The 26,139-nt window shown below is 55.7% G+C and carries 32 protein-coding genes; 6 read left to right on the top strand and 26 right to left on the bottom strand.

Annotation, left to right across the window (positions count from 1 at the left end):
• Positions 1-26 precede the first annotated feature (26 nt).
• Together THS5294_RS06100 and THS5294_RS06095 are read left to right on the top strand one after the other, a co-directional pair.
• Entirely contained in the window at positions 27-908 is an 882-nt protein-coding gene (locus THS5294_RS06100; RefSeq protein WP_058123023.1) for an AEC family transporter, read from the top strand.
• Positions 909-991: 83 nt separating this feature from the next.
• A complete protein-coding gene (locus THS5294_RS06095; protein WP_058123022.1) occupies positions 992-1,576 on the top strand; it encodes a transglycosylase SLT domain-containing protein in 585 nt (194 codons plus the stop codon).
• A 97-nt stretch (positions 1,577-1,673) separates the two neighbouring features.
• Here THS5294_RS06095 and THS5294_RS06090 read toward each other — a convergent pair whose 3' ends face one another.
• From THS5294_RS06090 to THS5294_RS06080, 3 genes are all read right to left on the bottom strand, one after another.
• Complete coding sequence (locus THS5294_RS06090) at positions 1,674-2,774, bottom strand: site-specific DNA-methyltransferase (RefSeq protein WP_058123021.1); 1,101 nt, start codon at positions 2,772-2,774, stop codon at positions 1,674-1,676.
• A 99-nt stretch (positions 2,775-2,873) separates the two neighbouring features.
• Positions 2,874-3,488 carry a ribonuclease HII gene (rnhB, locus tag THS5294_RS06085; protein ID WP_058123020.1) on the bottom strand — a complete coding sequence of 205 codons (615 nt, stop codon included), beginning with the start codon at positions 3,486-3,488 and terminating at the stop codon, positions 2,874-2,876.
• A gap of 90 nt (positions 3,489-3,578) precedes the next feature.
• Positions 3,579-4,001, bottom strand: a complete 423-nt coding sequence (locus THS5294_RS06080) for a hypothetical protein (RefSeq protein WP_058123019.1) — start codon at positions 3,999-4,001, stop codon at positions 3,579-3,581.
• Positions 4,002-4,139: 138 nt separating this feature from the next.
• Here THS5294_RS06080 and THS5294_RS06075 point away from each other — a divergent pair, with 138 nt between their 5' ends.
• The 3 genes from THS5294_RS06075 (at position 4,140) to THS5294_RS06065 (ending at position 5,802) form a co-directional block, all read left to right on the top strand.
• Complete coding sequence (locus tag THS5294_RS06075) at positions 4,140-4,418, top strand: hypothetical protein (protein WP_058123053.1); 279 nt, start codon at positions 4,140-4,142, stop codon at positions 4,416-4,418.
• Positions 4,390-5,094: a winged helix-turn-helix domain-containing protein gene (locus THS5294_RS06070; protein ID WP_058123018.1), complete on the top strand. Its 705-nt coding sequence runs from the start codon at positions 4,390-4,392 to the stop codon at positions 5,092-5,094. Before THS5294_RS06075 ends, THS5294_RS06070 begins: the two co-directional genes overlap by 29 nt.
• A 189-nt stretch (positions 5,095-5,283) precedes the next feature.
• Positions 5,284-5,802, top strand: coding sequence for an invasion associated locus B family protein (locus tag THS5294_RS06065; protein WP_058123017.1), 519 nt, complete (start codon positions 5,284-5,286; stop codon positions 5,800-5,802).
• An 89-nt stretch (positions 5,803-5,891) separates the two neighbouring features.
• Here THS5294_RS06065 and THS5294_RS06060 read toward each other — a convergent pair whose 3' ends face one another.
• From THS5294_RS06060 to THS5294_RS05970, 19 genes are all read right to left on the bottom strand, one after another.
• Positions 5,892-6,551, bottom strand: a complete 660-nt coding sequence (locus THS5294_RS06060) for a DUF2628 domain-containing protein (protein ID WP_058123016.1) — start codon at positions 6,549-6,551, stop codon at positions 5,892-5,894.
• 107 nt (positions 6,552-6,658) lie between these two features.
• Entirely contained in the window at positions 6,659-7,486 is an 828-nt protein-coding gene (locus THS5294_RS06055) for a hypothetical protein (RefSeq protein WP_058123015.1), read from the bottom strand.
• Positions 7,487-7,709: 223 nt separating this feature from the next.
• Positions 7,710-7,943, bottom strand: coding sequence for a hypothetical protein (locus THS5294_RS06050; RefSeq protein WP_058123014.1), 234 nt, complete (start codon positions 7,941-7,943; stop codon positions 7,710-7,712).
• A complete protein-coding gene (locus THS5294_RS06045) occupies positions 7,940-9,091 on the bottom strand; it encodes an EscU/YscU/HrcU family type III secretion system export apparatus switch protein (RefSeq protein ID WP_038005410.1) in 1,152 nt (383 codons plus the stop codon). The genes THS5294_RS06050 and THS5294_RS06045 overlap by 4 nt, the downstream gene beginning before the upstream one ends.
• Entirely contained in the window at positions 9,091-9,912 is an 822-nt protein-coding gene (gene fliR / locus THS5294_RS06040) for a flagellar biosynthetic protein FliR (protein ID WP_058123013.1), read from the bottom strand. The genes THS5294_RS06045 and fliR overlap by 1 nt, the downstream gene beginning before the upstream one ends.
• A complete protein-coding gene (fliQ, locus tag THS5294_RS06035) occupies positions 9,909-10,175 on the bottom strand; it encodes a flagellar biosynthesis protein FliQ (RefSeq protein WP_038005414.1) in 267 nt (88 codons plus the stop codon). The genes fliR and fliQ overlap by 4 nt, the downstream gene beginning before the upstream one ends.
• A gap of 3 nt (positions 10,176-10,178) precedes the next feature.
• Complete coding sequence (gene fliP, locus THS5294_RS06030; RefSeq protein ID WP_503169814.1) at positions 10,179-10,850, bottom strand: flagellar type III secretion system pore protein FliP; 672 nt, start codon at positions 10,848-10,850, stop codon at positions 10,179-10,181.
• Positions 10,851-10,929: 79 nt separating this feature from the next.
• Positions 10,930-11,244, bottom strand: coding sequence for a hypothetical protein (locus THS5294_RS06025; RefSeq protein ID WP_058123012.1), 315 nt, complete (start codon positions 11,242-11,244; stop codon positions 10,930-10,932).
• A 53-nt stretch (positions 11,245-11,297) separates the two neighbouring features.
• Positions 11,298-11,597, bottom strand: a complete 300-nt coding sequence (gene fliN, locus THS5294_RS06020; protein WP_038005419.1) for a flagellar motor switch protein FliN — start codon at positions 11,595-11,597, stop codon at positions 11,298-11,300.
• A gap of 9 nt (positions 11,598-11,606) precedes the next feature.
• Complete coding sequence (gene fliM, locus THS5294_RS06015) at positions 11,607-12,593, bottom strand: flagellar motor switch protein FliM (protein ID WP_038005421.1); 987 nt, start codon at positions 12,591-12,593, stop codon at positions 11,607-11,609.
• 16 nt (positions 12,594-12,609) lie between these two features.
• Positions 12,610-13,203 (bottom strand): flagellar basal body-associated FliL family protein, encoded by a 594-nt coding sequence (locus tag THS5294_RS06010; protein WP_058123011.1) that lies wholly within the window; start codon positions 13,201-13,203, stop codon positions 12,610-12,612.
• Between the two features lie 22 nt (positions 13,204-13,225).
• Positions 13,226-14,884, bottom strand: a complete 1,659-nt coding sequence (locus THS5294_RS06005; protein ID WP_058123010.1) for a flagellar hook-length control protein FliK — start codon at positions 14,882-14,884, stop codon at positions 13,226-13,228.
• Positions 14,885-15,016: 132 nt separating this feature from the next.
• Positions 15,017-15,436: a hypothetical protein gene (locus THS5294_RS06000; protein ID WP_072936768.1), complete on the bottom strand. Its 420-nt coding sequence runs from the start codon at positions 15,434-15,436 to the stop codon at positions 15,017-15,019.
• Positions 15,436-16,758, bottom strand: a complete 1,323-nt coding sequence (locus THS5294_RS05995) for a FliI/YscN family ATPase (protein WP_058123009.1) — start codon at positions 16,756-16,758, stop codon at positions 15,436-15,438. Before THS5294_RS05995 ends, THS5294_RS06000 begins: the two co-directional genes overlap by 1 nt.
• A gap of 4 nt (positions 16,759-16,762) precedes the next feature.
• Positions 16,763-17,653: a FliH/SctL family protein gene (locus tag THS5294_RS05990; RefSeq protein ID WP_058123008.1), complete on the bottom strand. Its 891-nt coding sequence runs from the start codon at positions 17,651-17,653 to the stop codon at positions 16,763-16,765.
• Positions 17,653-18,693, bottom strand: a complete 1,041-nt coding sequence (gene fliG, locus THS5294_RS05985; RefSeq protein WP_038005432.1) for a flagellar motor switch protein FliG — start codon at positions 18,691-18,693, stop codon at positions 17,653-17,655. Before fliG ends, THS5294_RS05990 begins: the two co-directional genes overlap by 1 nt.
• A 24-nt stretch (positions 18,694-18,717) precedes the next feature.
• Positions 18,718-20,487 carry a flagellar basal-body MS-ring/collar protein FliF gene (fliF, locus tag THS5294_RS05980; protein WP_058123007.1) on the bottom strand — a complete coding sequence of 590 codons (1,770 nt, stop codon included), beginning with the start codon at positions 20,485-20,487 and terminating at the stop codon, positions 18,718-18,720.
• Between the two features lie 40 nt (positions 20,488-20,527).
• On the bottom strand, positions 20,528-20,866 hold the full coding sequence (gene fliE / locus THS5294_RS05975) for a flagellar hook-basal body complex protein FliE (protein ID WP_038005437.1): 339 nt from the start codon (positions 20,864-20,866) through the stop codon (positions 20,528-20,530).
• Positions 20,867-20,875: 9 nt separating this feature from the next.
• Entirely contained in the window at positions 20,876-22,042 is a 1,167-nt protein-coding gene (locus THS5294_RS05970; RefSeq protein ID WP_058123006.1) for a sigma 54-interacting transcriptional regulator, read from the bottom strand.
• 224 nt (positions 22,043-22,266) lie between these two features.
• Here THS5294_RS05970 and THS5294_RS05965 point away from each other — a divergent pair, with 224 nt between their 5' ends.
• A complete protein-coding gene (locus THS5294_RS05965) occupies positions 22,267-23,394 on the top strand; it encodes a sigma-54 interaction domain-containing protein (protein ID WP_233486417.1) in 1,128 nt (375 codons plus the stop codon).
• Positions 23,395-23,401: 7 nt separating this feature from the next.
• Here the strand turns inward: THS5294_RS05965 and THS5294_RS18200 are convergent, their stop codons facing one another.
• The 4 genes from THS5294_RS18200 to THS5294_RS17915 form a co-directional block, all read right to left on the bottom strand.
• Positions 23,402-23,800, bottom strand: coding sequence for a hypothetical protein (locus THS5294_RS18200; protein ID WP_139278659.1), 399 nt, complete (start codon positions 23,798-23,800; stop codon positions 23,402-23,404).
• Between the two features lie 39 nt (positions 23,801-23,839).
• Positions 23,840-24,559, bottom strand: coding sequence for a sigma-70 family RNA polymerase sigma factor (locus THS5294_RS05960; RefSeq protein WP_058123005.1), 720 nt, complete (start codon positions 24,557-24,559; stop codon positions 23,840-23,842).
• 11 nt (positions 24,560-24,570) lie between these two features.
• Positions 24,571-25,356, bottom strand: coding sequence for a P-loop NTPase (locus tag THS5294_RS05955; protein WP_058123004.1), 786 nt, complete (start codon positions 25,354-25,356; stop codon positions 24,571-24,573).
• Positions 25,357-25,443: 87 nt separating this feature from the next.
• Entirely contained in the window at positions 25,444-26,109 is a 666-nt protein-coding gene (locus THS5294_RS17915) for a YcbK family protein (protein ID WP_072936766.1), read from the bottom strand.
• Positions 26,110-26,139: the final 30 nt, after the last annotated feature.

Below are 26,139 nucleotides of genomic sequence, written 5' to 3'. Positions count from 1 at the left end.
TTACCTAAAAATAAGGGAAACAAACTGTGGAATTGGTCTTAACGGTTCTTGAGATCACCTCACCTGTCTTTTTGTTGGCTCTGGTGGGCTACATTTGGGTGCGTGCAGGGTTTGAATATCGGGTGCAATTCGTGACCCGGCTGGCGATGACGCTGGCGGTGCCGTGCTTGATTTTCACGGCCCTCATGAAGACTGAGGTTGAGCCTGCCGCGCTGAGCCTTGTGACCATTGCTGCGATCGTGGCCTATGGCGCCGTGACCGTGGTCACCTGGGCGTTGGTCGCCGGTTTCAGCTTGGACCGGCCAACGTATTTGGCGCCGTTGATCTTTGGCAATACGGGCAATTTGGGCCTGCCGCTGGCGTTGTTCGCATTCGGGCAGGAAGGGTTGGGCTATGCCGTTGTGATTTTCGCGGTCATGGCTGTCATGGCGTTTACGTTCGGGATCTGGCTGGTATCGGGCGGTGGGTCGTTGCTCAAAGCCGTGCAGGAGCCGATGGTTTCTGCTACGCTGTTGGGCGCGCTATTCCTATGGCAAGGCTGGAAAACGCCAGTGTTTGTGACCAACACGCTTGAGTTGATTGGGCAAATGGCGATCCCCTTGATGCTGATTACGCTTGGGGTTGCGGTTGCGCGATTGACACCGGGGGGCATCGGGCGCGCGCTTTGGTTGTCACTGGTAAAGGTCGGAATTTGCGTTGGCTGCGCGCTGGGCGCAGGACTGTGGCTGGACCTGCCGCATGTGGCTTTGGCTGTGTTGGTGTTGCAGGTGGCGACACCGGTTGCCGTGACCTCATACTTATTGGCGGAAAAATATGAGGCAGACGCCGATGCAGTGGCGGGTTTGGTCGTGATCTCGACCCTGTTGTCCGTGGTCAGCATCCCCGTTGTGTTGGCGTTCTTTGTGTAGGGATTGCCGAGGGTCGGGACCATTTTCAAAATGCTCGTTTTGCGCTATACTTTTTCTTAAACAAAACCGAGCAGGTTATAGACATGAGATGGTATTACGCACTGGCCCTTTGCTTGGGCCTATCCGCCTGTGGCGGTGGCTCAAATCAGGCTCCACGCAACCTAGACAATGCGTGTTCCATACTGGAGCAACGACCGGGCTATCTGAGGGCCTTTCGCGCGACAGAGCGGAAATGGGGCGTGCCTGTCTCTGTCCAGATGGCGACGATCTATCAAGAGAGTAAGTTCGTTTCCCGCGCACGGCCACCGCGACGCTATAAGCTGGGCGTGATCCCGATGGGGCGGCAAAGCTCGGCGCTGGGCTATTCGCAGGCGCTGGATGGGACATGGGCGGACTATCGTCGTGAGGCGGGCCGCATCGGCGCACAGCGGACCAACATTCGCGACGCTTCTGATTTCATGGGATGGTACATGAACAAAACCGTGCAGCGGAATGGCATCGCCTTGACCGATGCACGCAACCAATACCTTGCTTACCATGAGGGGCACACTGGGTACTCGCGCGGCAGCTACCGTCGCAAAGGATGGTTGATGCGGGTCTCAAACGAAGTCGCGGCGCGCGCCTACGTCTATCAACAGCAATTGGCCAGTTGTCGCGTGCGGCGCTGATGGCAAAAAGCCCCGCCAGGTCTTGGGCGACCGGCGGGGTGAAGTTGCACGCACCGACATTTCTGCGGTGCGCGCTGGCGGTAAACTTTTGAAGCTCTTAGAACAGCTCTTTGCGTAGCTGTTGGCGCAACTGGTCAATCGGCACGGTTTTGCCGTCGCGCTTAAAATGCCAGTAGGTCCAGCCATTGCAGCTGGGCGCGCCCTCTAGGGCAGCCCCAACCTGGTGGATTGATCCGGTGACATCTTTGCGCACGAGTGTGCCGTCGGACCGCACCTTGGCAGTGTAGCGACCATTCAGTGAGGTCAGGCTCTCGCCGGGGCGCAGCATGCCGCGTTCGACCAGTTGACCAAAGGGAATACGTGGCTCGGCGCGTTTCGATTTCGAGACTTGGATCGCGTCGCTGTCAAACTTGCGCACGCGTGCAAGCCGCGCCTCAGCCACCTTGCGGTATGCCGCTTCGCGCTCAATCCCGATATAATCACGACCCAGCATTTTGGCGACAGCACCTGTAGTGCCAGTGCCAAAGAACGGGTCCAGCACAACATCGCCGGGGTTAGTCGTAGCGACCATCACACGGTGCAGCAGGCTTTCGGGTTTTTGTGTCGGATGAGCTTTGTCACCCTTTTCGTCCTTGAGCCGCTCGTGCCCTGTACAAATCGGCAGCACCCAGTCTGAGCGCATTTGCACGCCTTCGTTCAACGCTTTCAGCGCTTCATAGTTGAAGGTGTATTTCGATTTTTCGGATTTTGACGCCCAGATGAGTGTTTCGTGAGCATTGGTCAGCCGCTTGCCGCGAAAGTTAGGCATCGGGTTGGTTTTGCGCCAAACGACGTCGTTCAGCAGCCAGAAACCTTCGTCCTGTAGGGTCGCACCGACGCGAAAGATGTTGTGATAGCTGCCGATCACCCAGATGGCACCATTTGGCTTGAGCAAGCGGTGCGCTGCCTTGAGCCATGCCTTCGTAAAGTCGTCATAGGCCCGAAAGCTATCAAACTGGTCCCAGTGATCGTTGACTGCATCAACGTGACTGTTGTCGGGGCGATGCAGATCGCCCTTTAGCTGTAGGTTGTAGGGGGGGTCCGCGAAGATCAGGTCAACGCTTTCCGCAGGAAGCGCGTTCATCCGTTCGATGCAATCGCCGTCCAAAATAGTATTGATCGGAAGCGTCGCCGCTACCGTTTTTGATGTATCTGCCATGTCCGCCTCGTGAGTCGCGTTTTGCACGCTTATTGCGACTAGAATGCGCCCGGCGGGAATCGCCGTCAAAGGCTAAAATGTGGCACAAATTGGATCACTTTAGGATCCCAACATGTTGTGTATAGGTTTGAAGGAACGTCTATGGTGTGGGGTCACCCCTAGACTTTGCAGCCCGGCGCGGTGCGCAGCGGTGCCGTATCCGGCGTTTTTTTCCCATCCGTAGCCGGGGTACTGTTGCGCCAATGCCACCATGCCCCAATCTCGCCTTGTTTTGGCCAAGACTGACGCCGCTGCAATCGAAAGGCACTTTCCATCGCCTTGAATGATTGTTTGCGCTGGGCATGGCAGGCCACGCGGCAGGTCGTGACCGTCGATCAAGAGGTAGTCAGGCACTTGGGGTAGTGCGTCGATTGCGCGGCGCATCGCTAGGTGGGTGGCTTGGCGGATGTTGATCTCATCAATCTCTTCTACGCTTGCCTCGCCGTAGCCGATCTCTGCAACCTGTTCGAGCAACGGCACCAGCGTCTCGCGCCGCTTGGCGGTTAGTTTTTTGCTGTCGTTCAACCCTGCGGGGGCCGGGCCACAAAGCCGCACGGCACAGGCCACCACTGGACCCGCCCATGGGCCACGCCCAACCTCATCCACACCAACGATATAGTGGTGCCCGCGCGCGGCGAGCGCCTCTTCGAATTCCAATGTAGGGACTGTTTTCATCCCATCGGAGTGACACAGACCGCCCCAATAAAAAAGCCCCCGAGGTTGAGTTCCCCGGGGGCCGTCGGCTGTGTACATGGGCGTGCGATTTTACCCACGCACCCAGCCGTTCCGCCGCAAGCACCGCTCGCTGTACAGGTTTCTTGTCCCGCGGCGGGTGTCTATTTGGCGGATGCACTGCGGGGGCAGGGCACCGGCGCGGCGCACGGTGTTTTGCATGCAGCGCGCGCCGTACCCGCGGCGAATTTCCCCGCGTGAAACGACCTCGCGAAAGCAACGGTCGGGGATCACTTTGTTGCGGTGTCCCACATGTCTACGGGGTGTCGCGGTCGTTTGACGCTGCACGCGGGGTGTTGCGTTACTGTCATCAATCGCGCGCCCGATTGCGTATAACACGACCAGCCCGCCGAGGACCTTTGCGATGTCTTCGCCGCCCGCCCGAGCAGGTGTTGCGGAAACAGAGGTGAGGATCAGTGACAGCACGAGGGCGCTGGCCATAAGAGGTTTGAGCATTGGACACTTCCTTTCTGGGTCATCGCGTCTGTCTGACCTTCGCCGTAGGGGTGTTCGTCGCTCAATATCGGGGGGCTGATATTGGATAACATGCGCAAGGATATTGAATATCTGCTCGCAGTTGCTCACGATAAAACTATGAAACAGATCCTTCTGACCTTTGCCGTTTTGATGATGGCCGTTCCCGCGACTGCGGCTTGCTTTGCTGACTACAAGGCTAAGCGGGACAACCCCTTACGCCTGCACTACGGTGTGGTTGAGGTCACTGGCGCCTGTACTGTTCAGGCCGCCAGGGCCGAGATTGCCCAGCGGATTGCACGGGATGGGTGGCAGTTGCTGAACGTCGTTTCCATTTTTGGCCCTGAGGGGCTCGCTGAAAGGAAAGAGAGTGCCGGCACCTATTTCCTCCGCTTCTGAGGCTCGCCGCTCAGGTGCGCGCATCGTGGCGTTGGGCATCGCGGCGGTCGTCATCATCCTTGGGGTTGCGGCCGTTGTGTTGTTTCTGACGCTGCCGGACGCAAACGCGTTTAACGCACGGGTTGAGCAGATATTCATCGAAAATGACGATCTTACCGGTGCCGCTGAATTGCGCTTGTTAGAGATCCTCGCACAGTCCGGCACCGCGTTTTCCGATGTCCTCAGCAGTTACCGCATGGTGATTTATGTACTGCTTGTCTTCGCGGCTTCGCTTTTGATTGCTGCGTTGGTGTTTCTGGTGTCCTTGGTTGGTCTTAACCGCCGCATGGGCGAGATTGAGCGTCAGGGATTGCAAGTTTCCTCCCTGATCGTGAGCCGGATGGACCGCGTGGTTTTGCTTAATAACATGGAATTCAAGCTGACAGATGCCGCGTTGGAGACGCTCTCGGTGTTGGCAGAGGCGCGGTTGGATGATGACATCCTGACCGGTGCGCAGATTGAGGGGATGATTTCTGGCCGACCCGCCGAAGATTGCGATGAAGCGGCTGGCGCCACGCGGATCAAGCGGCTCCGTGATACGTTGGGCAACCAGATGGTGAGTGAGATGTTGGTGCGCAACATCGCGCGCCGGGGCTACGTTTTGTCGATCGATCGGGACGTGATCAAGATGATCTGACGGTTGCGTTCAGGCGGGCTTGAGCGCGTTTGTCGCAAGATTTCGCGCCATTTGGTTTTCGCTTGAGCCGGTTTATGTGCAATTGTGAATGATATCGGTGTGTTGCCGCGCCTGCCCTTCGCCCATTCGGGCGTCGTTTTGGCAGTCAGGGTTCTGCGTCGGTGCCAGAGTTTTGCTTGAGGTGACTTTATGAAAAACCATTTGAAAACAGCTTTTGCCGCAATCGCCATGACCGTCGTGAGCATTGCAGGCGCATCGGCCCAAGACGTTGCCAACAACACGCCGTTCGGCGATTGGCGCGTTTCGTGTGATGCGGTCAGCGTTTCACAGACATTTTGCCAGTTGGTACAGCAACAATCGGTGCTTGATACTAATGAACTGGCGGGACGGTTTGCTGCATTTCCAGCTCAAAATGGCGGTGCAATTCTTTTGGCGCAGGTGCCTATCGGGGTTTACTTGCCAGGGGGGGCCGTCTTTCGGTTGGACGATAACGACGCGACCCCGCAACAGGAAATGGTTTGGCAGCGGTGCCTTGGACCCATCTGCGAGGCCGCAATCCTGTTAGATGAGGCGACCGTGTCCCGAATGAGTTCATCGGGGGCGATGTTGTTTGGCTACCGAATGGATTCCGATGCGGAGCCGATTGTTTTGCGCGTGAATTTGAACCGTTTTGGTGAAGGCATCGAGGCATTGCGCGGCGCGCAGTAAGGTAGGCATCGAAGGCCAGTCTTCGCTTTTTTCAGCATTTGGTTGATATCTTAAGATATCAAATGTAAACTATCGTTGAGACGAGTCGATTAAATCAAACCGATATCGACCTCATCCGATCCATTTGCCGCATGCGGAGCGAACTTGAATTGAAGCTGGTCATCAAATTTCAAAGCCACGTCCTGCGCCTCCAGATCGGACGCCGCCGCCAAAATCATGACCTTGCGCTTGCCCTCACGCGTCATCGCGAACTCAAGCAGCGATATCTGTCGACGGCCAACATAAATACATATGGCCAAGTACAGCCCTGTGCCGAACCATGGGTGGATTACAGCGGCGGTCAGCAAAACGCACAATAGGCCGACCAAAGCCTCCCACTGTCGTTGAAACACTAGCCAAAATGGCGGGACGAGCATCGCCCAGAATGAGCGACGCAACTCAACCACATCTGCCTCAGAGCCGCTGCCGACATAGATCGCAAAGCGGGTAAGGCGTTTGTTGTCTTTGGGCAGTTTCGTTGGCTTGATACCGTCTAGCTGGCTTACCTCAGGCTCCTCTAGAACCTCCCATTTGCTATCGAGCGGTGCGTCGGTGAAGATGTTGAACACCTGCCCGTCGCGCCAAACGGTCAGCAGGACCGGGCCTGTGTCACTCTCGATTAGTTTGGAAATGGCTTTCTGTACTGATGCGAGGCGCGTCCACAGGATGCCGTTCACCGCGACCACCAAGTCGCCCTTTTCCAGCAACATGCTGTGGCTCGCGCCCTGCGATCTGGTCTTGGTCAGGCGTATCGGGCCCGGTGGTGGAGGGGATCGATGTGCAGCCTTTTTCGGTGCAAAATCCGACGACCCGTCCATCAGGGGTATTTGATCACATCAGCTTGGGGTGGTGCGGCGCGGCGTCTGGTGGCGGTGGTATTCGCCTCAACAACGCGGTTCAGACGCATGTTCATCTCATTGATACGTGCGTCCAATTTTTCCTGCAATTCAGCCGCGGCAGCCGAACCGCCACTAGTGTCCATTGCGCCCACCGCCTCGGAGATGTCCGCAGCCAGTGCCTTGTAGGCATCCAACTGGACGGCCAGCGCGTCTTGGGTCGCAACAGAAACGCTCATGGCGAGTTCGCCGTTCAAGGTCGCGATGCGATCGGCTGTTGTGTTGTTGATGGTTTCTGCACGAATTTGCGCGGCTTCTTGGGTCTCTAATGCGGGCAAATCCAAGATGATCTGCGCGACATTGGCACGCAAGTCGGTCATTTGCGACGCATCGACGGAGATGGTTTCGAGGCTGGTTTGAATGCCAGCAAGGGTTTCAGATAGTCCGGCGACCTTTTTGTCCATCACGGCCAGCGGGGCCATGCGTTCTTCGAATGCGGTGACGTTTTCGGTCAGGATGGTCAACAACTGGGTGTTCGTCGCGGCGAGCCGTTGCAACCCCAAGGACGAGCGTTGCCAAACCATACCCATGATCACCACAGCCAAAACTGCGATGCTGCCTGCGGCAATCAAACTGATCCGTGAGATTTTCTCTAGCCGTTCAGCCTTTGTCGCGGTCTCCGCGAATTGTGCCGAGATACGCTCAAATTCAGCCGTGACATCCATAGAGGCGTCGGCTGCGTCCAAAGCTATCTGGATGCTTTGATCCAAATCGGCCGTCTGGGCCTTTTTCAGCGGTGTCGTGGCCATTGTCGTCGGTCCTGTCCTCAAGGTTTGGGGCTGCGCCGCGCCCTTGGGGTTTTGTATGCACATTCTGTGCCAGTTTCCCGCAGGACCACGCGCGCCGGAAGCTCTCGCGATTTGAAGCCAAAACGCGTACAACTCCAGGGTTGGTGGGGTTGATAGGTCACGCCCAGATACTTGCAGTCACCGCAAACGCCCTGCGTGGTTCGCTTGGTTGATGCTGTGGGTTTCATTTTCGATAACCCGCCAGTTTCAGCCACAAATTGTGGATGTGAAACCGTAGGCCAGCGGCCACACACAGCACGGCGCACAGCCCCATGGCGCCGCCTTTCAACTGGGCACCCTCATGCCACAAAACACGCGCCTCCCCAGCAAAAAACAGGCCGACAAGGACAAAACAGAACGTGCTGATCATTTCGCCTCGGCTGCGGTGTGCGCGGGGGCGGTGTTGGGGATTTTTCATGAAATGACCTTTCCGTTTTCATCAAAACGCATGTCTTCCGGCAGATCCACATCGGGGGGATCAACCTGTTCGTCGTTGTTTAGCCGATAGATAAACGCGAGCACTGCGGCGACAGCGGTATAAAGCGGCCCCGGAATTTCATCGCCAATCTGACCTGCAAAATAGAGAGCCCGCGCGAGCAATTCGTTGCGAAAGATCGTGACGCCGGCGTCCTTGCCGATCTCGATGATTTCTTGCGCCTGATTTCCGCGCCCCATGGCCAAGATCATTGGCGCGCCTTCGGTGCCAACTTCGTATTTCAGAGCAACGGCAAAGTGGGTCGGGTTGGTGATGATTGCGGTTGCCGTTGGGACGGCCTCCATCGCGGCTTTACGCTCTTTGGCGCGGGACACAGCCGTCATCTGCATCCTGCGAATTTTGGCCTTCACCTCAGGTGAGCCTTCGGTTTGCTTGCTCTCGTCCTTAACCTCTTGGAGGGTCATGCGCAGCTGTTCGTTGTGTTGGTAATGAGACCAGATCACGTCAAAGACAGAGATCGCGGCCAGCACCAACAAGAAGACAATGATCAGCAGCAAAAACACGTCGCCCATGCGTGAAAGCCCCCCCATCAGGTGGGTGCTGGGCGTGGTGAACAGCGCATCAATTGTGGCCATAAAGACCAGCAGCGCAGTCCCGATCAACAACGTTACCTTGCCAATTGCCTTGAGCATCTCGACCAAGGCCTTCACGGAAAACATTCGCTTGATCCCGCTCAGCGGGTTGATGCGGTTGGGCTTGAACGCCAGTGCTGAGCTGGACCAGTTGATCGCGCCCGACATGCCCATTTGGGTCAAAATCACGATGATCAGAAGCGGTATCGCAAAGATCACTGATTTCCAGAACATGAATTGAAAGCTGGCGCCGAGGTTGCGATAAATCTCATCCATGACGCCCTTTTGACCCGCAAAAGAGAAGAGGCTGGACCATTCCTGTAGCAGCGACGGCATCAATGGCATCAGCCCGATGTATAGTAACAGCCCCACCAGCAGCGTTGAGAAAACGAATAGCTCTTTTGAGCTGGCGACCTGACCGTCTTCCTTGGCTTTTTCCAACCGTTTCTGGGTTGGGTCCTCTGTCTTTTCTTGGCCTTCGCTTGCGCCTTCTGCCATCAGCTCGCCCCTGCCACTGTATCGCGCACGAATTCTAGGACGAACTCAACCATGTCTCGGATCGCGTAGCCCATGGGCGTCGTCGCCAAGTAGAGCGCGAAGAAACACGTCAGGATCGTGAGGGGAAAGCCAAATGAAAAAAGGTTTAGCTGCGGTGCTGATCGGGTGACCACGCCCACAGTCACGTTGGCCAGAAGGAGTATTGAAACCACGGGCAGCGACAGAAGGGATGCAATAGCGAACATATGGCCGCCGGAATCCAAACCTGCCGAAATCAAGAACGACATGTCGCGCAATTGCCCCAAGGGGAGGACTTCGTAGGTCATGCGCATGATCGCGATACAGTGCAGATGCCCGTCCATCGACAGGAAGACGGCGATTGCGAATAGGTTGAGAATTTGGCTCACAACCGGGGTTTGTCCGCCTGAATTGGGGTCGACCTGCGCGGCAAAGCCCAACCCCGCCGAGGCAGCAATCTTTTCGCCCGCTAGTGCGACAGAGGAAAACAGCACTGAGAGGATGAGCCCCAGCGACAGCCCAATCGCGACTTCGATAAAGATCACCTCGACCAATGCGAGAAACGGAAGGCTGCGTGGGTCCGGGACTTCGATCAGGCCAAAGAGGGCAGATGAAATCAAGACGGCTACGATAATACGCGCCTGTACCGGGATTGCCGCTGCGCCAAAAAACGGCGCCGACAAAAAGAACGCGCTGAGCCGAATGGTATGAAGAAAGAAAACCAGTCCTAGGTCAAACACCTGCTGCAACTCGATCCCGCCGATCCCCATCAACGCATCAAGACTGGGGGCCTCCGCGATCATTGGAGAAGGCGGATCTGCTCAAAGATGGTCGCGAAGTAATCCACCATCTGCTGCATCATAAAGGTCGATAGACCTGCCATGGCCGCCAATACGATGACCAGTTTCGGCACAAAGCTAAGGGTCATCTCGTTGATCGAGGTTGCCGCCTGCAAAATCCCAATCACCAACCCAACCGCTAGCGCGACAGCCAAAATCGGGCCGGATGCCATGATGATTTGCCAAAATGCGCCGCGGAGGCTTTCGATATTTGCATCAAACTCCATGGGTTAGTTCACGTATGTCGATGCAAGGGAACCGATGGTCATCGCCCAGCCATCCACCAGCACGAACAGCAGCAGCTTGAACGGCAGGGAGACCAACATCGGGCTGAGCATCATCATGCCCAGCGACATCAGGATGGATGCGATGACCAAGTCGATCACAAGGAATGGCAGGAACAACAAAAAGCCGATTTGGAACGCGGTCTTTAGCTCAGACGTGATGAACGCAGGAAAGAGGACTGTATACGGGACTTCATCATTGCTGCCGTAGGGCGCATCGCCCGCCATTTCGGCAAACATCGCCAATTCGGCTTCTCGGGTGTTGAGGATTAGGAAATCGCGTAGGATCGATGCGCTCAGTTCGATGGCGGGCACCGGTCCGAGTTGACCGTTCAAGTAGGGTGAGATCGCCTGCGTGTACATCTGCTCAAACGTTGGGGCCATGATGTAGAACGTCAGGAATAGTGCGATTGAGATCAGGACTTGATTGGGCGGCGTTTGTTGCGTCCCCATGGCTTGGCGCAGGATCGACAGGACGATGATGATGCGGGTGAACGCCGTAATACCCAGTAGGAAAGACGGGAGGATCGTGAGCACCGTCATCAGCGCCAGGATCTGGAGCGAGAGCGAATAGGTCGTCTCACCGTCCTCGCCTGTGCGCACGTTTAGCGCGGGCATTCCGTCAATCACACCTTGCGACAGTGCTGGCCCGGCAAGCGTGATCAGCAGGGCAGCTAGGCCGAATGGTGCGAACGATCTAGGGGGCATCAGCATGCTCGCCCTTCAGAGTGTTCAGGTCGACTGACGCGCCATCCTCTAGTTTGATCATCGCGGCTTGGCCGCGCGCACCGTGTAAAACCGCAACGCGCGAGCCGCCAATATTCAGCAATGACACCTGTAGCGAACGTTCCAATTTATAGGCGTCCAATAGAACGATCTCACGCTCGCTTGTGCCGAGCTTGGCTTTAATTGTTCCTGCCTTTGCGACAATAATTTGACGCACCGCAATCAGCGCACCCAAGAACGCGAGCACGATGAAGATGCTACTTAGATCAGGGGTGACGGTGGCCATGTGCCGGGCTCCGGTTCTGGGTTGGATGGGGGCGTGGGGTGATCTTTGGAGCTCTAGATCCGTTCAACGCGTTTTTCGGGGTCCACAATGTCGGAAAAGCGGATGCCGAAACGTTCACCAACCATGACGACTTCGCCCTTTGCGATCATCGTGCCGTTAACCAAGATATCCAGCGGCTCACCTGCAAGACGGTCCAGTTCAACCACCGACCCCTCGTTCAGGCGCAGAAGGTCCGCGATTGTGATTTCGGTGCGGCCAACCTCAATCGACATCTCAACTTCGATATTTTCGAGGGCGCGCAGTTTGTCGGCTTCGCTGACGCGCGGTAGGGTTTGCTGATCATCATCTGACATATTGAGAACTCACTTTTCTGCGCTGGATTTATCCAGCTTGCGGGTGATCGTGATGGCGCTTGTGCCGCCAACCTCGCCAATATCGGCGACAAACATTTTCTGTCCTTTGACAATCACACTCAGCCCTTCCGTCAGTTTGATCGGAAACACATCGCCGATTTCCATGGCCAACATGCTGCGGAGCGAAAACTTGGGTTTGCCCAGTTGTACATTGAGCGGCAAAGGTACCTGCATGACGGCGTGTTCAAGCCGCTCGCGCCATGTCAGGTCATCGTCGATCACTTCGGACTGCATCCGTGACCGCAGCTGTGCAGCAATCGGTTTGAGGGTTTGTAGCGGATACAAGATGTCGATTGAGGATGGTTCGCTTTTGGGCAATTGGACCACAAATGAACACACGATGATCGTCTCAGTGCCTTCGACGAATGACGCAAATTGCAGGTTTTCTTCGCGGGCGTGTTCCGAGAAGGTGAGGGGCATCAGATCTTGCCATGCCATCAGAAGTATTTTGTTAAGACCTTCGGTGATGATCTCAATGACGCGGGTTTCAGTGGCCGTGAATTCATTGCGGGGCATGTATTTGAGCCCCAAGTCGCCGCCGTAGTATGCGTTCGTCAGCGCCGAGATAAATTCCGGCTGGATTACCATCATCTTGGTGCCGCGCAGCTCATCAATGCGAGAGGTGCTCAGGCTCATCAGCGATGCGGCGCCTTCGCAATACTCGTCAAAGGTTTTGACCGTCGGCATCTGTGCCGAGATACGCGGTTGAACCCGCAGCATCGGTTGAAACACGACCCGGGCAAGGCGGGCAAAGCGCTCATTTATAACGCGTAGGGCGTAGTAATCGCCGAGCAGTGACAGATCGTCTTCACCAAAGGCAAAGTCTCGCACATCCTTTTCGGAAACGGTGCCAACGCCCGACGCGCTGCCGTTTTGATCGAGGCTGCTGATCAGCGCATCGACTTCGTCTTGCGAGAGTTTTTTGGAGGACGACATGCCGGCTTTCTCGGGGCTATTGCATCACATAGGACGTCAGGTGAACGCCCTCGATGCCACCGAAACCTTCTAGCCGTTCCAGTTCAACATTGATTGAATCCCGCAGGTCTTCGGACAACAGCCTGCGTGCCTCGCGGCCAACAACGTCTTCTTCGCCGTAGTCGCTGAGCGTTTCGAGGATCGCGGCCTTGATCGCAGGCAGGTGCATTTCGACGTTACGAAGGATTTCCTCATCGTATTGCGTCGAAACGCCGATCCCCAACTGCAAGAACCGCCGCGAGTCCCGCAGGTTGGTCGTTAGGTTGCCGGGGATCTCATAGTAGAGCGTCTGAAAGACCTCTTCCTTGGAACTTTCCTTGACGACCTTGGAGCGGCGCTCTCCCTCGCCCTCTTCTCCTTCGCCCTCGTCCTCAGGCTCCGCTTCGGGGGCAGTGGCGCCGTTGCGTTCGATGATCTCAGACGCCAACTCCTCTGGGGAATGGGGCTGCGTGCCAAACATAAAATACCCAGCGCCAAGGCCAATGCCCAGCACTGCCAATGCGGCGAATACCATGATCAAGATTTTGACTAGGCCGGATTTTTTCTTTGGCTCGTCTTCTTCTTCGCTCATGTCTGGGTCCTCGTTCGAATTCTTATGCGATGATGCTGATCAGGGATGAGGTGTCCGCAGTGGCCTGCGGTGCCTCATCAACCGTATTTGCGGATGCGGCTATGCCGGTGGTGTCACGACGTTCATTCGGGGTGTCGCCGCCTTTGCCTTGCCCGCCAGTGTTTGCGGAGAACGAGGCAAGCTTCAGGCCCGCCTCATCAAACGCTCCTGAAATCTGCGTCTCGACGCCGCGCAGCATCGAGGCTGTGGATGCGACCTCTGCGGTGATGCGCAGTTCCATGCCCTTGCGCCCTTCGCTCAGCTTGAGCGTGATTTGCCCCAAGTGCTGCGGCAGGATGCTGAGGGTCAGGGTGCCGCCAGCCTGCACGGATTGTGCGGCGCGGTTCACGAGCGTTTTGGTCCAGCCTTGGTGGCGCACGTCCAGCATGGCACCCGCCATCGCGCTTTGCTGCATCGGCCCCTGGGCAGGTGTTGGGCCGGGCGCAGGGGCGCCGGTCGTGCTGGTCGGAACTGGGGCTGAGGTCATCACTGTTGCCTCGCCGTTTGGACGGGTTTCAGGGGGCATCTGAGGTGTGGCGTCACGCGGCAGTGTCCCGCGCAGCCGAGCGGTTGATCGCAGGGTCGCGCCTTGGTCACTTGTTGTTTTGGTGTTCAATCCAGTGGCATCATCAATGCTCAGCCCGATGGTCGGTGCCGGGCCCGAGGGTATGCGCGTGGGGTCTGTTTTGCGGGGTGTCGTCTGGGCCGAGGTTGCCGTCACTGCGGGGACAATTGTCGTTAGTTCCGGGGCCACCAATGTGGCTGGGATGGTAGCTTGTTGCGCAACCTCAGGTGGGATTGCGGTTGTTTGGATGATCGGTCGGGCGACGGTGTCGATTGTGCTGTGTGGCCTTGATGTTTGCAGCGCATCAGTGGCTTCGACTGGCTTCACCTCGACCGAGACGGCGTCTGCCACTGGGCCAAGGTTGGTCAGGGCGGGCGATGGGCTTTGCTGTGGCAGGCCTTTGAATTCCGCCGGAGCAGGTAGGGTCACACCTTCGTTGGGGTTCCCGCCTTGGCTAAGCGGGACAACCTTAGCAGCAGGGTAGGGAAGCATTTCGAAATGAGGTGAGATAGCCTTGGCTGCCATCAATTCGGTAACGGGAACACTGGTGATGGCTTGGCCAACTGGCTGCGAAACCAATTGTGGAGCAGCATCCAAGAGAATGTCGATGTTAGAGACGACCTTGGATGCAGCTTCGGTCAAATCAGTGGGCACATCGGTGGTGTGCAGGGCCAATGTGACTTGCGCCACAGGTAGTGATGCGCCCAGCGTTTGATCGACAGGGGCCAGCATCATCTCGACCTCAGGGGTGTCGATCAATGCGTCGTTTGTTGGCGCCTTGAGCCCTTGGGGTAGCGTAAGTTCGGGTAACGCCTGCGTTTGAGGCGCGGCGTTCAGCAATGCGGTGATGGCTGCGATGTCGACGGTTGGCGCCTCTGGTGCCATCAGAATATTGCCGGGTGCGTCGGGCACTAGATCGGTCAAATCTGCTTGCTGAGATTTCGGAAGGACCTCTGCGCTCTGCGCCACGGCGAGTGCATCTGAGAACACCTCATCCACGCCTTGCGTCGGAATGGCCCCCAACTCAGCGGACACAGATGCAGGTACGACGCGGGGGACGCCCTGTGGGGCAGACATAGGCCGCAAAAAGCCCTGCCCTAAGTCCAAAATTTGTGTTGGTCCGTTCATCGGAGGTGTCGCTTATCCATTTGATCGGAAAAATAATGCAAGCAGGGTGCCAATCCGTGCAGTCTGGGTGGCAAAATCGCGTCAGGTCCGTTTGATCCTGAAAGGTGCCGCGTTTGCGTGCTCCTGCTTGGCTTCGCGGTCTTGTTTCGCGGTGCGCTGGGCGTCTTGGGCTTTTTCAGACACCCGCTGCACTTTGTGTCCGATTTGCGCAATCGTCGCGGTCACTTGCTCCAGCTCGGTGCGTAGAAACTCAAGCTTGTTGTCGAGCGTCTGCATCTCTTCGATTAGGCGTAATTCGTACCAGCGGTTGGTTTGTAATCGGTGTGCCTGCATCACGTCGTTGCTGCGGGCGTCTTCGCGCAGCTTTTTGATCCGTACCAAAAGGTCATCTAGGTGGGTGATTTCTTTGATCAGGCTCTTTTGGCGCTGCACATACTGCGGCATGCGCGCTTGCTCTTTGAGCGCCATGTTCTTGAGCAGTTTGACCTTGCGGTCGCTCATCACACACGCCCAACGATCGCGCTTAGGGTTTGTTGGCTTTCGGACAGGCTTGCGCTTTGGCCGGCGGATTGGCTGATGAAGGACATCATTTTCGGCCATGACGCTACGGCCTCATCCAGATCGCTATCCTGCCCCGAAATATAGCCGCCCATGAGCATCAAGTCTCTGTTTTCGTTGTAAAGAGAGACCATGCGTTTGAATTTGCGCGCCGCGGCTTGTTGTTGTGGTGTCACGATGTCGTTCATCACGCGGCTGATGGATGAGGGAATATCAATCGCGGGATAAATGCCCATTTGCGCGATGGACCGGCTGAGGACGATGTGCCCGTCAAGAATGGCACGGGCGGTATCAACGACTGGGTCGTTGTCGTCATCACCATCGGCCAAAACGGTATAGATCCCGGTGATGGAGCCTGCGTTTTCGCCAACACCCATGCCTGCGCGTTCAATCAGGGTCGGGATCATTGAAACGACAGACGGCGGATACCCCTTGGAGGTCGGTGCCTCGCCCAAGGCCAGGCCGATCTCTCGTTGGGCGTGGGCCACGCGGGTTAACGAATCCATGATGAGCAGTACGTTTTTGCCCCGATCACGGAAATGCTCCGCAAGTGCGGTTGCGCGGCGTGCAGCCCGGATGCGCAATAGGGGTGAGCGGTCGGCCGGAACGGCCACGATGCTGATCCGCTCACGGGCTGCGGGGTCCATGATGCTGCGAACCATTTCGCCAACCTCACGGGCGCGTTCCCCGATCAGCCCCATAACCACGACATCAGCAGACGTATAGCGCGCCATCATGCCCAAAAGCACGGATTTACCAACGCCAGAGCCCGCGATGATCCCGATCCGCTGTCCGCAGCCAATCGTCAGCAATCCGTTGACCGCGCGAACCCCGACATCAAGCGCGCCAGGGATCAGGGCGCGCGCCAGCGGGTTGAGCATCTGGCCATTTAAAGGCACGCTGGATGCGCCCTTTGGGACGTCTTGGTCGTCGAGGGGGCGGCCCAATGCGTCAACAACGCGGCCCAAGTAGGCATCGCCGACATCGACTGAGATGCCCTGATCCAACAACGATACGCGCGCGCCTGCCTGCACAGCTGCACCGGATTCGTATAGGATTAGCTTGTTGCGGCCTTCGTCGTAGCCGATCACCTCGCCCAAAACATCGACACCATGCGCCGTTTGGACCGAACAGACGGAACCGACAGACACGGGAAACCCGTCGCATTCCAGCAGCAGGCCGTCATAGCGCGATACACGGCCGCTCAGCGTTGTTTTTCCCGCCGCATTGCCCACGGGGCGCATGATTTGGTCGGTTAAGTTCATGCCGCTAGGCGTCCGCCTTAATGGGCGGCTCCTCAACAGGCTCGGGGTCTGCCCAATCCAGCGTGTCGCTTATTTCGGCCCCCCCCACCCGGAGGCGCGCGTCGCCACGGTGCAGGGATGGGTCGCTCCGCAATTGCAGAGGCGGTGGATTTTGGTGCGAGTCAAACCCACGTCGCACAAGTTCCAGATCATCGGGTGCGACGAACAATTCTCGTATGCCCGCCAGATGAGCCATGTCCGCGATCAAGGTTTCAATCCGCGTGATCATCACGTCGGGCATGTCCTCTAGCGCAAAGCCAATGCGCTGTGACGCGAGTTCAAGTACCGAGGCATGGATGCGCCCAGATAGCACATCAGTCTCGATCAGGTCGTCTGCACCAAGCCGTGCGATGATCTGCTCGAGCTGTTGAAGCTGCACGCTTAGCTCGTGTTCGCGCGCGCTTTCGGTCATGGCTTTGCCAGCTGACAGACCTTCGGCGTAGGCATCATCGCGGATGCGTTGCAACTCAGCCTCGTCAATCGCGGGAGGGGCGGGCGGCTCATCCGATGGTTGAGCGTCTTCTGCTATTTCGGGGGCTGGGTCCACCTCTGGCTCTGGGGTGGCCTCTGTTTCAACCGGTTCGGACGGATGATCATCCTCTGCCGGTATTTCGGTGGTTTCGTTCGTGTCCTCAGGATCTGTGGTGGTTTCGCCTTCGGGGGTATCTTCGACGGGCACGGGGGGCTGATCGGCCAATGGTACGGCAACGTCGCTCCAAGATAGGGCGCGAAAGGTCGTGTCGCTTGTGCTGCGAACAGTCTTGGCGAATTGCCCGGTGGTGGCAGAGCGACCTAATGCGAGCAGGGCCTCAATATTCGCCGCAGGGGGGGCTTTTTTCTCGCGGATGCGGCTCATTAGACCATCTCATCGCCGCCGCGACCCGCCAGCACGATTGTGCCTTCGTCGGACATTTTACGCGCAACTTCGATGATCTTCTTCTGCGCGGTCTGCACCTCGGTCAAACGCACTGGTCCAAGGACTTCCATTTCGTCTTTGATGTTGGCGGCGGCTCGTGAGGACATACAGCCAAATAGCTTCTCTTGCAGGTCTTCGGGCGCGCCTTTCATTGCCATGATCAGGTCCTCGGATTCCAGTGCCCTGAGCAGGGTCTGAAGCGAACGGTCGTCCGACATGCCGAGGTTTTCGAAGGTGAACATGTTGTCTTGGATCGCGCCCATCAGTTCCTTGTCTTCGCGTTTGATCGCGCCAAGGATGCGTTTTTCCATATTGGCTTTGGTGAAGTTCATGATCTTCGCGGCAGCTTTTACGCCGCCAACTTTTGACGACCGCAGGCTGGTGTTGGCCTTGAACTTCATCTGCATCACGGCTTCCAGTTCGCGCAGGGCTTCTGGGTCGACGGTTTCTAGCGTGGCGATGCGGTGAATGATCTGAGGCTGCAAATCGTGCGGCAATAGGTTCAAAACATCGGAGGCGAGGCTATAGTCCAAATAGGACGACACCAGCGCGATAATCTGCGGGTGTTCGTCCTGAAGAAGTTCGGCGATAGACCGGGCGTCCATCCAGTCCAGAATTTCGATGGGCCGTTCGCTGCTAGCGGGGGTAATTCGACTAAGGACCGATTGCGCCTTATCCTCGCCCAAAGCGCGGTTCAGGACGTTGCGGATGTAGTTGCCTGCGCCCAGACCCAGACTTGTCTGCTGTTTGATAATCGCCAAAAATTCGTCAAGTACGGCATTCACCGTTTCCTGATCAGTCCCGCGCACGGAATACATGGCTGCCCCAAGGTGCTGCACCTCGCGGGGGCTGAGGTGTTTGAGGATTTCGGCGGCTTCTTCTTCACCCAGCAACATCATCAGGATCGCAGATTTTTGCGTTCCGGTCAGTCGTGCGGTGATTTCGGCTGCTTCTTCGGTTGCAGCGTTTGCTCCGTCCATGCGGCTATCCCTCCCGCTCGCGGATCATCCTGCTTGGTCCATGTCTTCTTCCATCATGGCCTTGAACACGTTGGACACGCGGCCTGCTTCGTCGCCGACGATCATGCGAATAAGCCTGATCTTGTCGTCGTAGCTGTTGGCGGTATCCAACATCTCGGCAGAGATGGTTGATTTCTTGGGCTTGAGCTTGGCTTTGATCTCTTCCAGCGTTTGACCTGCCTCCATCTCGATGGATTCCATATCGATAATGTCGCCATCATCAGAGCTAATCTTGCGCGTACTGTAGGCATCGCCCGGCGCGGTCAGGAACTGGGTGAGCAGGGGTTTAACGATCCCCAGCGTGACAACCGCCAGCACCGCAACGCCCAATAGGTTGCGTAACATGTTCCGGACCCAAGGATCCTCATGCCATTTTTGTTCCAAATCACCGGACATGGAGGCGATGACCGCCTCAGGTGAGATAAACGGCAAGCTCGACACGATCAGTGTGTCGCCGCGTGCGCCATTGATGCCGACCGAGCGTTCAACCAGCGCCTTGATTTCCCTAATGCGCGTGGGGTCCACGCCGATTGAGGGCGGGGCGACGGCCTCTTCGTCGTCCTCAGTGATGGGGAGGGGGTCTTGTTCACGCAGCAGGACGGCCACATGGACTCCCGCGAGCATCGCCATGGGGCTGCTTTCGGATGAGACTTTGCGGCTGATCTCATAGTTGCGCAGGTTGTTGGACGACCGCATCGTTGACTCTGGGCTGGAGCTATCTTCGACCGCATCACCTGCCCCTTCCTCAAGGGCGGGTGTGGGGGGAGGGGTGTTGGAAACAGCACCGGGGATGCCGCGGTTGTTCTGTGATACTTCTTCTTCAAGCGCCATCTGCTCGCTCAGCAGGGCGGATTGGTCCGGGACGACCATGTCCTCTGTGATCTCGCGGCGTGTGAAATCAATTTCGAGGCTGACCTGCGCCGACACATTGCCGGGCCCGACGATCGGCGTCAGGAGACTTTCGATCCGTGTGCGGTAGATGTCCTCTAGGCGCAGTTGATATTCTAACTGCCGATCCGCCAATGTTGTGGCGGGGTCGTCCACGGTGTCCGACAAAAGACGGCCATTCTGATCGACCACCGTGACGGCGGTTTTGGGCAAATTTGCGATGGACGAGGATACGAGGTTCACAATCGCCGTAACCTGCTGCGAGCTAAGGCTGCGACCCGCTTTGACCTGTACAAAGACCGATGCAGTGGGGTTCTGCGCATTGCGCGCAAATGCAGACCGTTCGGGGATGGCAAGGTGCACGCGTGATGCCGAAATTACGTCAATCTCATTGATCGAACGAGCCAGCTCAATTTCTTGGCTTTGCTTTAGGCGCATACTCTCAACGGAGCGGGATGTGCCCATCGGCATATCCGCAAGGGCGCTGTAGCCATCCGGCATGGACTGGGGCAAACCCTGCGCAGCAAGCGTCATCCGAGAGTTATAGTAGTCCGAAACGGGCACAGTCACATCGCCGGTTGCGGGGTCGATCTGCACATCGGTGCCTGAGTTGCGTAGCGCGTCCAGCACCGCGGCCTTTTCGGCCTCCGGCAGGGAGGCAAACAGCGTCGTGCGCTGCGGTACTTGCAGCGACATGTAGAGGATCAGACCCAGCACAACGAGCAGTGCCGCAGCGATAACAGGGAACGCTCGCTGAACCGCAGGCTGGGTGTAGACCATACGCAGCTCTTCCAACGTCTGCGTCACACGGGTCGAGAAACCCGCGCGTGCTGGCGCAATAGGAGAGTTGGTAGAGCGGTCGCTCATGTGCCTGTTGTCCTCAATTCTGTTCTACTCGTGGTCTGCCCTAAACAGGCATGTTCATTATGTCTTTGTATGCGCTGAGCGCTTTGTTGCGGACATTCAGGGTCAGCTGAAATCCGAGCGATGACACCTGCTGTGCCACCATAACTTTGGTCAGGTCCGTTTCTGTGCCCATCTCAAAATCGCGGACCAGTTTTGCGGCGTCACCTTGGGCTTCGGCGACATTGTCGAGCGAGTCCTTGAGCCGTTCGCCAAAGCTCGGGCCGTCTGGGCGCATTTCGATGCCGTTGCCGGCCGCGCGCTGTGTCATTTCTTTGGCGCGGTTCAGAGCATCTGTGGCGGTGATCGAAGTCGTGGCTCCGACTGCTGGAACACTTGTCATGTTTACCTCCTATGTCTTGTGGGGCGCGGCTACGGCCTGCCCCATCGCTGCCTGTGGATAGGAAAATTGGGTCGAAAACTGGTCGATCATAATGGCGTCTTCGGTGATGCAAGGACCTGATTTCAGAACCAAAGCCCGTTGCATGACATTTTCCAACTCGCGGATGTTGCCGGGCCAGTCGTAGGCCTCTAGGGCGCGGATCGCGCAGGGTGCCAGATAGGCTACATCGGTAACATCGCGTACGTGACGGACCAAAAACTCTTGCGCGATTGGCAGTATATCGTCTGGCCGTTCGGACAATGGCATCGTTGCCACGGGAAAAACGTTGAGCCGATAAAAGAGGTCTTCACGGAAACGCCCCGCACTACATTCTTGCTGCATATTGCGGTTGGACGTGGCGAGGACGCGGATGTCGACATCAATTTGACGGTTGCCGCCAAGCGGGGTCACGGCCATCTCTTGAATGGCGCGGAGTAACTTGGCCTGAAGCGTCATCGACATTTCCGAGATTTCATCCAGCAGAAGCGTGCCCCCATCTGCCGCGCGGATCAGCCCAACATTTGCGGCGGCAGCGCCAGTGAACGCGCCTTTGGTATGCCCAAACAACATGGCTTCCAGCATGTTTTCGGGGATTGCAGCGCAGTTAATCGCCACAAATTCGCCAGCACTTCGGGTGGAGCGGGCGTGGATGTACTTTGCCATCACTTCTTTGCCGCTGCCGGTAGGGCCGTTGATAAAAACACTGACGTCTGCCTGGGCTACCCGCGCAGCCATATCGAATAGTCGTACAACGTTTGAATTTCGCACGATTGCTCGGCCGGTGCCGTGTAGCAACGCAACTATAAAGAGGGCGGCGTATTCATCGGTTATCTGATTGCCCAAAGCAACGATTGCGATTTTTCCACCCAATTCAGTAGTAATGGAATACTCGGTCGCATTTTCATTGATGACCAAAACCGACCGTGCGCCAATGGCTTTTGCCGCCTCAATCAGACCACCATCTTTAGCCAGTGTTTCTGCGCGATCCTGCGATAGAACTAAGAAATCTGTGCCCGTGCGCTTTTGTGATGTATCAAAATCTGCATATTCAATTGCCTCAACGGAATGCTCCTGCAGTAATTGCAAAATTTTGCCAGCTAGGGCAAATTGTGCTGCATCGATTATAGCGCGTGGCATGCTCAGGCCTCCTTATTGAGGTCTACAAGGCAAGTCTGATGCCAAGAGTCGGTAGCAGAAATATTTTTTCGTAAATTTTACGTGTGGGTGGAAAAAGATGCGGGATGCGTGTCTTTTGTTCACCCTATCTCTTTCGATTGCATTTGTATCCGTTTGATACTTTTGTCGAGATTGCATTGTTAAGTGCCATTGGCAATATTGTTGACAATTAATGGTATTTAAAAATGGATAAAAAAATGTCTCCGTCAATTAATGGGCGTTACCAAGACAATTTGATCGTGGGGCGGTCCCCCGCAATTGCTGGTATGTTGGCTGATATTCAGAATGCGGCACCCTATAATGTCAATATTTTGACGAGTGGTCCAACCGGCGCCGGAAAAGAGCTTGTCGCGCAGACAGTGCACGCAAAGTCAAAGCGAAATGGCGCTCTGGTGAGTGTAAATTGCGCTGCCATTCCCCGCGATCTTTTGGAAGCTGAATTATTCGGTCATGAGAAAGGTGCGTTCACGGGTGCGGCAAGCCGCAGGGTTGGACGCTTCGAGGAAGCCGATGGAGGCACACTTTTTCTTGATGAAATTGGCGATATGCCACTGGATTTGCAGACAAAACTACTTCGTGTTCTCGAAACGCGAGCGATCTCACGCATCGGATCCAACAAAGAAACGGCGGTGGACTTTCGCCTTGTTTGTGCGACGCATCAGGATCTAAAGGCAAAGACTGCCCGTGGCCTTTTCCGCGGAGATTTGATGTTTCGTTTGTCTGTCATTGAGATTCGAGTGCCTCCCCTCAAGGACCGTTTGTCCGATATCCCCGAGCTGCTCAGCAAGATGGCGGAGCAGATGGAAAACGATGGTACTGGGTTGATTGCGCCAGAGATGACACAGGCGGGTCTGGATGAGTTGATGCGCTATGATTGGCCGGGGAACGTAAGAGAACTTAAGAACTTCTTTCAACGCGCGGCCGTCTTGTCACGTGGTGAGCCGATCGATAATGCATGGGTTCGGAGGTTGTTGTTCGGTGAGATCAAGCTGGTCGACGAGCAGGAGCAAATCTGGAATGCAATTCAAGTTCTGCCCCGATCAGAACAAGTCTCTTCCTGCGATTTGATGTCAGAGGCCACTGATGGGCTATCAGTTTCACGCGACGCGATCCGTGCGTTCCTTGAAAATAAGGCTGTCTTTTCCGTCAAGGACCATCTTGCGTCGCAAGAAAAGGATACAATCGAAATTGCGTTGGATTTGGCCGACAATAATGTATCACGCGCCGCACAACATTTAGATCTAAAGCGGACGACGCTCACTGCTAAAATGCGGAAATATGGTATTGGCTGTGATGCGTCTGTAGATGACTAAGTGAGCACTATTGAACAGGAATACTCCACGATATATCCACAATTGAGCAATGGCGAAGTGTATCCGGTTGTAAATAACCGTCTTCTGTCAATATTAGTCGTTCCCTTAACGCCAATAGAACGGACGCTGGTCTCGGTGGCGTGCCGCTTAGTAGGGAAATAAGTGTGTCAAACTGGCTGCGCCCAACAGTGACGCTCGCTTGCATCACGGGCCGATTTTCTTCGATCTCAAGCGTCCCGATGATACCAACAGCTCTGCACTGTGCCGGCTGAAGCGTCAGAACGACATGCCCACGCGCAACGTTCTTAAGCGTCCCATTCACAACCAGATGCGGATCAGTGTCATGTCCTATCAAGGTAATCTCAGCCGATTGAACGGTCACATGCACGATATCAATGTGTTCCACGACGCGTGTCCTTTTCATTCGGGTAAATGAAAGCCGTATTCATTCGGGAGTTACCCCTTCGAAATACTCATGCAGCATGGGCTGCATTCTCTTGAATGCGGCAGACTTGATTTGAGAAATGCGCCCGGGCGACACATCTAGCACCGCGGCAATCTCGTAAATGTTGAGCTCTTCAACGTAGTAGAGCTGTAAAACCATTGCTTCGCGGTCTGGTAGTTGTTTTAGCGCATCAAGCAAAGCTAGCTTGAGGCGTGACCCATCCAACATCTGCTCAATCGGAGCATCTTGGCTGGCAAACCACATCGAGTGTTCGTCATATTCCTCCTCAATAGAGTTTTGGTAACTCGCGTTGAGAATTTGTTCCCATTCGTTGAACTCGTTAAGCGACATTGCTACGGCGCTCGCCAGTTCAGATTTTTCGGGTGTACGTCCAAGCTCTTGCTCTAGCCGATCACGTGCCGCGTTTACTGCTCTATTAATCTTCATTGATTTACGGCTCAGAACCGAATTTTTGCGAAGAAAGTCGTTCATCGCGCCGCGTATGCGGATTACCGCGTAGTTCTCAAATGATACACCCTCCTGTCTAGTGTACCTTTGTGCCGCTTCAATCAGGCCAATTAGTCCGATTTGCAAAAGATCGTCGAACTCAATGATTGAGCGCATACGGGAATGTACGCGATGGGCTATACGGCGAACCAATACCTCATGCTCACGCACGATTTGTTCTATGTTGGTCTGAGAAGAGGTATAGCCATTCATATGGATGGTGTTCAGCTAACGCTGTTAACCGTAGTATCGGCCGCTTTGGCACTATTTCGTGGAGAGGCTAGAATATTTTTGAGCATGGTGTCAAAATCTGCGATTTGTCGCTGCTCACCAGGTAATTGCACAATAGGCTTACAGCGTATGGCGGACTGAGCGATCGCGTCACGCTGTGTGACATGACCACTATAGGATAGAGAAACTGGTAGAAAATTGGCAACTGTGCGCGCGAAATTATCAAAGACTAACTGTGCCTGAGATTTACTGTCGGCAATATTCACCACGACATTAAATTGTGTGATGCGATACTCAAGATATGCATTCTTGATCAGCGCATAGGCATCTACAAAACTCGTGGCTTGTCCAAGTAGAACAATCACAACATGGTCAGAATTGGCCATAGAGTTGAGTACAGAACGACCCGAACCAGCTGGGGCATCAACGACCACAAACTTAGTCCCATCCATAGTGTCGCGAAGTTGTGGGATAAGATCTCGTAGCGGATCACCGTCTTTTTCGACTTTAACACTTGCACCAGTGCGCCCCGGTAAAACAGAAAGCGCGCCCGTAGTATCTTGGATCGCATCGGTTATTCTGCATTCACCGTCCAGAACGCTAATCAGATCCTTTTTCGGTTTATGGCCCAAAAGAATGTGAACATTGGCGGCCAGCAAGTCTGCATCGACGAGCAACGTATTTCCAGCGATGGCTTGCAGTCTGAGCGCGTAATTGATGGCGAGGGACGATTTCCCAACTCCGCCTTTGCCGCTTGCAATTGTTATTACTGTCGTCATTTCAATCTCCGGTGCCGACACGGGAATGCATGAATCAGGCCAAACATCATTAGGTGGAGGAAATATGTATCTTGATGTGCCACAGCCCTAAGCCGACCATCGGCGTAGAGGACCGCTATCGATATGAATAAAGCTTGGATATCGACCCACGCCGCCAGGACATATCCGGCGCGCTGTGCGGGCCAGTGCGGATATCGGGACGTCTGGCAGTGAAAAATCAATTGCCCGCGCTTGCACATGCAGCGAATTTCGAGCGACGTTTTGACTAGACCTGCGGAGGTGATCATTTGTCGCTTTGGACCGATAGCCGGATGTTACTTGAACTCTAACCGGACTGTCGTCGCGTCCGAAGTGGTCACATATTTCAAGGAACGTTTTCAGTATGTTATTATCAATTTCTTTGATTTCATTGCGCCGCCAATCGCGCAAAAATCTGTGAATCTGGCTGGTTTGGGTAACGTTTAAGCCGGCGTTCGCACGTAGCGATACCGTTAGAGATTCATGAGTGTTTGGGTTGTGTAGGGCTATCTGAAACGGATGCGATGCCCGAAATTTAGCTTGGCTTCTATTGGAATCACGGCTCGCTGAAGATGGCTCCCCAAACAAATCAAGAGCACCGCTTTGACCTGATGGCTTGGAAAAAAGCCCACCACCATTGGTCAAATCCAATAATGGGGCGGCTATACCGGTTCCAGGAATTGACAAAGCGCCTGCAAACACCGCCCTACGTGTCAGAACGCTTCGCTGTGTCATGGCCTGTCCCCTTCCAAAAGAGATTGTAAA

It is taken from the genome of Thalassobacter stenotrophicus (assembly GCF_001458315.1).
GTDB classification, from domain to species: domain Bacteria; phylum Pseudomonadota; class Alphaproteobacteria; order Rhodobacterales; family Rhodobacteraceae; genus Thalassobacter; species Thalassobacter stenotrophicus.
This window is presented reverse-complemented; position numbering and strand designations above follow the sequence as displayed.